Here is a 6,494-nt window from a genome sequence, read left to right as displayed (position 1 = left end):
CCCTCCCGCCCGATGCGGAAGGGGCCGGGGCAGTGATGCCCCGGCCCCTTTTCCGTGTCACGACGCTCGGCGGGGAAGGATCAGATCGCCGCCAGCAGGATGGCGATGCGGCGCAGCTCGACGGCCGTGACCTGGCCGGTCAGCGCCATGCCCAGCTTGCCCTCGCGCCAATAGGCCACCTGCTTCTCCCCCTGGCGCGAGATGCGCAGGGCGACACGGCGCTCGCTGCCCATATGTGCCATGTAGAGCGAGAAGGGCCCGGCATCGGCGGTGCGGAACATCACCACCACGCTGGAGCCCAGCGCCGCCGGATAGACCTGCACGTCCAGCACCCGCCAGTCGGTTGGGAAATGGGGCAGGGCGATCGCCGTGCTGTGCAGGATCTCCTGCCGGTCGAATTCCGGCGCCTCCAGCTGGGACTCCATCGCGGCCCGCAGGAGCGAGGTACGATGCGCCTGCACCGCCTCGGCGACGAAGCGCGGCGGCGGGGCGGCGGCCTCGCTGGGCAGGCCGCCGAAGGAATTCATCTGCCAATGCACCAGCCAGCCCAGCGCCACGCAGGCTGCGGCGAAGGCGCCCCGCCCGGCCGAGCGCCGCAGCTGCTGCCGTCCGAGCCCGCGCCGCAGCCGCCGCGCCGCCAGGTCCACCGGATCGCCGCCCGGGGGGGGCTGCAGCGCGGTTGCCGCGCGCAGGCTGTCGCGCACCCGGAGGTCCGCCATCACCTGCGCCGCCAGCGCCGGATTGGCCGCCAACGCGCTCTCCACTGCGATCCGCCCCTGCAGATCGAGCTGGTCGTTCAGATAGGCGTCGATCTCGAGGTCGGTGACCGCCTCAGGCATCCGGGTCATGCGAGCCTCCGACGACACGCAGGGAAGGGGTGGGGCCGCGCGTGACCCGGGGGGCGGCCTCTCCCGGGGCATCAAGGCGCCGCAGCATATCACGCGCGCGGGCCAGCCGCGACATGACGGTGCCGATCGGCACCTCCAGCACCTCGGCCGCCTGCTGGTAGGACAGGCCCTCCAGCGCCACCAGGTGGAAGGCGGCGCGCTGGTCGTCCGGCAGGCCCTGATAGGCGCGCCAGACCTGACCGAGCTGCAGCGCATGGTCCTGCGCCGGCTCGGCATGGCTGGGCGCCGCCTCGCTGACCGCCTGGATGCGGGCCCGCTCGGCCGCCTGGCGCCGCCAGCCGTCGACGAAGGTCGAATGCAGCACCACCAGCAGCCAGGTGCGCAGGTCCTCGCCGGCGCGGAAGCTGCCGCGGCGGTCATAGGCGCGCAGCAGGGCGCTCTGCACCAGGTCCTCGGCATCCTCGGGATGGCGCGTCAGCGACCGGGCATAGCGCCGCAGCGGCACCAGATGCGCCACCACGTCGAATTGTCGCCATCCGAAGATCATGACCCAGGTTACGTAGCCAGGGCGGGGTTTATTCCCGGCTTTTTCCGCGCGCCGCATGATTCCCTGCGCCGGCACGGCCGGGAACCTCGGCCGGCGCATGGGAGGCCCCTGAGCTCAGCCCTTCACAACCGCCGGGCCGCGTGTCTTGGTGGCGAAGCAGTCCTGTACCGCTGTTGGGAAACGTCATGAGCTTCACCCTGTCCATGGCCCGGTTGGAGGCCATGCTGCGCGAGGATGTCCCCTATGGGGACCTGACCACCCAGGGGCTGGGCATCGCCGAAGCCTCCGGACGCGCGACCCTGGCCGCCCGTGCCCCGATGACCGTCTGCTGCGCCGAGGAGGCCGCGACCCTGTTCCAGCTGGCCGGCGCCCGCGAGGTGCGGCGGGTGGCGACCTCCGGCGCGCTGTTGGAGCCCGGCAGCCCGATCCTGATCGCCGAAGGGCCGGCGGGCGCGCTGCAGGCGGCGTCGAAGGTGGCGCAGACGCTGCTGGAGATCGCCTCCGGCATCGCCACCCGCGCCAGCCGCATCCGCGCCGCCGCCCAGCTGGGCCGGCCTGGGGTGGTGGTGGCCGGCACCCGCAAGCACCTGCCGGGCGCCAAGGATCTTTCCCTGCGGGCGCTGACCGCCGGTGGCTGCGTGCCGCACCGGCTGGGCCTGTCGGACAGCATCCTGGTCTTCGCGCAGCACCGCGCCTTCCTCGGCCGCGAGCCACCCCATCTCTGGGTGTCGCGCCTGCGCGCCGCCCAGCCCGAGCGCAAGATCGCGGTGGAAGCCGAAAGCGTCGATCAGGCCGTGCAGATGGCGCATGCCGGGGTCGACCTGGTCCAGTGCGACAAGATGACCCCGGACCAGTTGGCCGAGGTGCTGCGCGCCCTGGGCAGCCATCCGAGCCGCCCGCTGATCGCAGCCACCGGCGGCATCCACGAGGGCAATGCGGCGGATTACGCCCGGGCCGGGGTGGACCTGCTGGTGACCTCTGCGGCCTATTCGGCTGCGCCGCTGGATGTGTCGGTGGTGATGGAAAAGATTTAAGAACAAGGGGAAGGCTGGGGAAATGAATTTCCCCAGACCCCTTTCTTTTATTTTTGTCACCGGCCGTTCGAGGACCAGCGCCCCACTTGGCCGGGAGGCAGCGGCAGCCTGAAAGAAAAAGATGGGGGCTTGGGGGAATTCATTCCCCCAACCTTCTCTTCTTAAATGATTTTCCTCATCTTGCGGCTCGGATTTTTAAAGAGCAGCCGCGCCGTCGCCGTCCATGGCGTCTGCCGCGCCACCAGCCAGTCCGGCCCTTCGAAGACCCCCTGCCGCTCCAGCCGATAGGCCGCCAGATACTTGCGGGCCGACCCTTCCACCAGCGCATAGCGCCGGGCGGAGATCACCCCCGGCACGGCGCCGAGGCGCGGCAGATGCTCCTCGAAATACCAGCGGTTCAGCTCTTTCTCATCGGTGGCAGCGACGTCCTGCTCGACGATGTAAAGAAAGGGCGCCTCCACGCCGGCGGCGCCGATCGCCTGCATCAGGCGGTAGCGGTCGCCAGACCCCGGGCCGGCGGGCTCCTGCCAAGCGATGACGTCGGCCAGGTCGTCGACAGCGGCGAAGCGCGGGCCGGGACCCGCGGCGCTGATCAGAAGATCGGCCATCAGTCGATCTTCGCGCCGGCGCGCTTGCCGATCTCGCCCCAGCGCCGGGTCTCCTCGGCGATGAAGCGGCGGAACTCCTCGGCGGAGCTCGGCGAGGCCTTGGCGCCCTGGCCGGCATAGGCGGCGACCAGCTCGGGGTCGCGCAGCGCCTGGGCGGCGGCCTCCTGCAGCAAGGCCTGGATCGGCGCCGGCGTCTTTGCCGAGACCACCAGCCCGTACCAGTTCACCGGCGCCACCGTCGGCTGGCCGGCCTCGGCCAGCGTCGGCACCTCGGGCAGCAGCGGCGAGCGGGCGTCGCCGGCCAGCGCGATGGGCCGCAGCGCGCCGGCCTGCACCTGGGACAGCAGCGCCGGCATGTCGGCGAACATCATCTGCACCTGGCCGGCCATCAGGTCGGTCACCGCCGGCGCCGCGCCGCGATAGGGGATGTGGATGATCTCGACGCCGGTCGCGAAGCGCAGGGATTCGCCGGCCAGATGCGGCATGCTGCCATTGCCGCTGGAGGCGAAGTTGACCTCGCCCGGGCGCGCCTTGGCATAGGCGATCAGCTCGGCCAGCGTCTTCACCGGCAGCTTCGGGTTCACCGCCAGCAGCTCCGGCATCAGCGCGACGAGCGTCAGCGGTGCCAGGTCGCGGGCGACATCGAAGGGCATGGCCGGCATCAGCGTCGGCGAGATGGCGATGGCGCCGGCGCTGGTCAGCACCATGGTGGTGCCGTCGGGCGCGGCCTTGGCGGCGGCGTCGGTGCCGACCACGCCGCCGGCGCCGGAGCGGTTCTCGATCACCACGTTGCGCTTGATCAGCGGCCCGATCTTCTGCGCCAGCAGCCGCGCGATCAGGTCGTTCGGCCCGCCGGGCGGGAAGGGGACGATCAGGCGGATCGGCGTCTCGGGCAGGCTGGCCTGGGCCAGGGCAGGGCGGTGCAGCGCAGGCAGCACGGCAGCGGCCGCGCCGAGCGCGGCCAGGTTACGACGGCTGAACATGGACTTCCTTGTTTGTTGGTCTTGGGTAAAGGCCAGGGGCGTGTCGCGGCGCTCAGCCGCCGGCCACCCCCTGCGTGTTGACATAGAGGGCGTAGACCGAGCGGCAGGCGGCCATGAACAGCCGGTTCCGCCGCGGCCCGCCGAAGCAGAGATTGGCGCAGCGCTCGGGCAGCGAGATGTGGCCGATCGGCTCGCCGGCGGCATTGAAGATGCGGACGCCGTCGAGCTCGGCGCTGCCCATGCCCCAGCCGCACCAGAGATTGCCGTCGAGATCGACGCGGAAGCCGTCGGGGGTGCCGTCGCCGGCGGCGATCAGCACGCGGCGCGCGCCCAGCTTCGTGCCGTCGCCGGTGACGTCGAAGGCCAGGATGTTGCGCGGCCGGGCGCGGGATTCGATGACATAGAGCTGCCGCTCATCGGGCGAGAAGGCCAGGCCGTTCGGGCCGGCGACGCCTTCCGCCACGATCTGCGCGGCGCCGGTCAGGCCGTCGATGCGGTAGATATTGGCCGGCAATTCCTGCTCGGCGGCGAAGCCCTGGTAGTTGCCGACGATGCCGAAAGGCGGGTCGGTGAACCAGATCGAGCCGTCCGACTTGACCACCACGTCGTTCGGCGAATTCAGCCGCTTGCCGTCGAAGCGATGGAGCAGCACCGTGATGCTGCCGTCATGCTCCGTGCGGGTGACGCGGCGGCCGCCATGCTCGCAGGTGACCAGGCGCCCTTGCCGGTCGCGGGTATTGCCGTTGGCGAAGTGGCCGGCGCCGCCGCGATAGAGGCTGACGGTGCCGCTTTCCTCGTCCCATTTCAGGATGCGGTCATTGGGCACGTCGCTCCACAGCAGGTGGCGTGCATCGCCGAACCAGACCGGGCCCTCGGCCCAGCGGCAGCCGGTGGTCAGCCGCTCCACCGCCGCCAGCGGCAGGTGGTATTTTTCGAAGGACGGATGCAGCGCGCGGACGGCCGGGTCGGGGTAGCGCGGGGTCGGGTCCCAGGCGGGCATCAGGGCGTCTCCGCCAGCTCGGGGGCGACGTTCTCGGGCAGGCCGAGCTCGAAGGTGTTCAGCGTCATCGAGACCAGCGCGTAATAGCCGAGGATGCCGACCAGCTCGACGAGGCCGCGCTCGCCCAGCACCGCAATGGCCTGCGCGTAGAGCGCATCGGGCACGCCGCGCGTCTCCAGCAGGGATTTCGACACCGCAAAGACCGCGCGCTCGCGGTCGTCGCGGAAGACGGGCTCGCGCCGGGCGGCGATGGCGGCGATCACCGCCGGGTCCATGCCGGCCTTCAGCCCCTCGCGCTTGTGCGCCACCCATTCGTGATGCGCCGTCCAGTGCCGCGCGGTGACCAGGATGGCGAGCTCCGACAGGCTCGGCTCCAGCGTCGTCTCATAGCGCAGCATCTCGCCGAGGTGCTGGCCGCGGCGGGCGAGTTCCGGGCTTTGCAGCCAGGCGATCATCGGGGCGGGGACGCGGCCGCGGCGGCCGGCGGTCACCTCGGCGACGGCCAGGCGCTGCGCCTCGGTCCGGGCGTCTTCGGCGGGCAGGGACAGGCGGGCCATGTCAGGCGGGCTCCTTCAGGTCTTCGGCGGCGGCGGCCTGCAGCCGGGCGACATCGCCGCCCAGCGCCGCGGTGATCTCCAGTGCCTCGCGCAGCACCAGGCGGCGGCACAGCGCCTCGACCGCGGGAGTGAAGCGGTAAAGGGGCACGGAAATGCCGATCGAGCCCGGCACCTCGCCCTGGGCGTCGATCACCGGTGCGGCGATGGCGGCGAGATCCGGATGGCGCTCGCCCAGCGTGACGAAGGGCAGGACGGGGCCGGGGACGGCGCCGCCGTCGAACAGGATGATTGCCCGGCCATGCGCGCCGCGGCCGAGCGGCTGCACCTCGCCGACGCGGGCGTAGTCGCGGACGATCTGCGGGCTGTCGAGCCGGAAGGCGCAGCGCCGCTGATCGCCGTCGCGCATGAAGAAGGTGGCGCTCTCGCTGCTTTCGCCGCGCAGCCGCTCGAGCGCCGGCGGCACATGGTCCTCGAGCCGCAGCGAGCGGCGGCAGCGGTCGCCCAGCAGCATCAGCGTCGGGCCCAGCACATAGCCGCCGCTGGAGAGGCGCCGGATGAAGGCCTGGCCCTCCAGGGTCTGCAGCAGCCGCAGCGCCGTGGTCATGCTGAGGCCGACGCGGCGCGACAGCTCGGCCAGGCCGAGCGGCCCGTCCTCCTCGCGGAAGGCGGCCAGCAGGGCGAGCGCCCGGTCGACGGCGCGGACGCTGCCTTCGCCCTCGGCGGGCGGCGTTTCGGCCGTGCGCTTGGGCCGGGCGGCCCGGCGGCGCGGCGGAGTCGCGGCCTGTCGTTCCAGGCTTCTGGAGGAGTCGGACGTTTTGCTCACGCCACGATGATAGCCGCGTCAGCGCCATTTCGGAAGTGTGTTGCGCGTGGTGGAAGTGGCGCTTAGCCTGCGGCCGAAACAGGGAGAAGAACGC

Annotated in this window: 8 protein-coding genes; 1 reads left to right on the top strand and 7 read right to left on the bottom strand. The window is 71.6% G+C overall.

What is annotated here, in order from left to right; translation table 11 throughout:
- Nucleotides 1–80 precede the first annotated feature (80 nt).
- Nucleotides 81–848, bottom strand: a complete 768-nt coding sequence (locus BKE38_RS01555; protein WP_076955613.1) for a hypothetical protein — start codon at nucleotides 846–848, stop codon at nucleotides 81–83.
- The gene (locus BKE38_RS01550) at nucleotides 832–1,395 is read right to left on the bottom strand and encodes a sigma-70 family RNA polymerase sigma factor (RefSeq protein ID WP_076955612.1); all 564 of its coding nucleotides are present in this window, start codon (nucleotides 1,393–1,395) and stop codon (nucleotides 832–834) included. The genes BKE38_RS01555 and BKE38_RS01550 overlap by 17 nt, the downstream gene beginning before the upstream one ends.
- Before the next feature lie 185 nt (nucleotides 1,396–1,580).
- On the opposite strand from BKE38_RS01550, the gene modD reads away from it, so the two are divergent.
- Nucleotides 1,581–2,429 carry a ModD protein gene (gene modD / locus BKE38_RS01545; RefSeq protein WP_076955611.1) on the top strand — a complete coding sequence of 283 codons (849 nt, stop codon included), beginning with the start codon at nucleotides 1,581–1,583 and terminating at the stop codon, nucleotides 2,427–2,429.
- Nucleotides 2,430–2,590: 161 nt separating this feature from the next.
- On the opposite strand, the gene BKE38_RS01540 is transcribed toward modD, so the two are convergent.
- From BKE38_RS01540 to BKE38_RS01520, 5 genes are read right to left on the bottom strand one after another with little or no spacing between them, the layout of a single operon-like run.
- Nucleotides 2,591–3,037 carry a DUF4286 family protein gene (locus tag BKE38_RS01540; RefSeq protein WP_076955610.1) on the bottom strand — a complete coding sequence of 149 codons (447 nt, stop codon included), beginning with the start codon at nucleotides 3,035–3,037 and terminating at the stop codon, nucleotides 2,591–2,593.
- Nucleotides 3,037–4,020, bottom strand: a complete 984-nt coding sequence (locus BKE38_RS01535; protein ID WP_076955609.1) for a Bug family tripartite tricarboxylate transporter substrate binding protein — start codon at nucleotides 4,018–4,020, stop codon at nucleotides 3,037–3,039. Before BKE38_RS01535 ends, BKE38_RS01540 begins: the two co-directional genes overlap by 1 nt.
- 52 nt (nucleotides 4,021–4,072) lie before the next feature.
- Nucleotides 4,073–5,020 carry an SMP-30/gluconolactonase/LRE family protein gene (locus BKE38_RS01530; protein ID WP_076955608.1) on the bottom strand — a complete coding sequence of 316 codons (948 nt, stop codon included), beginning with the start codon at nucleotides 5,018–5,020 and terminating at the stop codon, nucleotides 4,073–4,075.
- A complete protein-coding gene (locus tag BKE38_RS01525; protein ID WP_076955607.1) occupies nucleotides 5,020–5,577 on the bottom strand; it encodes a carboxymuconolactone decarboxylase family protein in 558 nt (185 codons plus the stop codon). Before BKE38_RS01525 ends, BKE38_RS01530 begins: the two co-directional genes overlap by 1 nt.
- 1 nt (nucleotide 5,578) lies before the next feature.
- Entirely contained in the window at nucleotides 5,579–6,400 is an 822-nt protein-coding gene (locus tag BKE38_RS01520; protein WP_083747231.1) for an IclR family transcriptional regulator, read from the bottom strand.
- Nucleotides 6,401–6,494: the final 94 nt, after the last annotated feature.

It is taken from the genome of Teichococcus deserti (genome assembly GCF_001982615.1).
Classification (GTDB): domain Bacteria; phylum Pseudomonadota; class Alphaproteobacteria; order Acetobacterales; family Acetobacteraceae; genus Pseudoroseomonas; species Pseudoroseomonas deserti.
The sequence above is the reverse complement of the archived record's forward strand: the minus strand, read 5'-3'. Positions and strand labels throughout refer to the sequence as shown.

What these genes read in the sequence shown, in the direction of transcription:
- BKE38_RS01535 (WP_076955609.1), bottom strand. Translation starts at nt 4,020, where the DNA reads ATGTTCAGCCGTCGTAACCTGGCCGCGCTCGGCGCGGCCGCTGCCGTG.
- BKE38_RS01555 (WP_076955613.1), bottom strand. Translation starts at nt 848, where the DNA reads ATGACCCGGATGCCTGAGGCGGTCACCGACCTCGAGATCGACGCCTAT.
- BKE38_RS01530 (WP_076955608.1), bottom strand. Translation starts at nt 5,020, where the DNA reads ATGCCCGCCTGGGACCCGACCCCGCGCTACCCCGACCCGGCCGTCCGC.
- BKE38_RS01525 (WP_076955607.1), bottom strand. Translation starts at nt 5,577, where the DNA reads ATGGCCCGCCTGTCCCTGCCCGCCGAAGACGCCCGGACCGAGGCGCAG.
- BKE38_RS01540 (WP_076955610.1), bottom strand. Translation starts at nt 3,037, where the DNA reads ATGGCCGATCTTCTGATCAGCGCCGCGGGTCCCGGCCCGCGCTTCGCC.
- modD (WP_076955611.1), top strand. Translation starts at nt 1,581, where the DNA reads ATGAGCTTCACCCTGTCCATGGCCCGGTTGGAGGCCATGCTGCGCGAG.
- BKE38_RS01550 (WP_076955612.1), bottom strand. Translation starts at nt 1,395, where the DNA reads ATGATCTTCGGATGGCGACAATTCGACGTGGTGGCGCATCTGGTGCCG.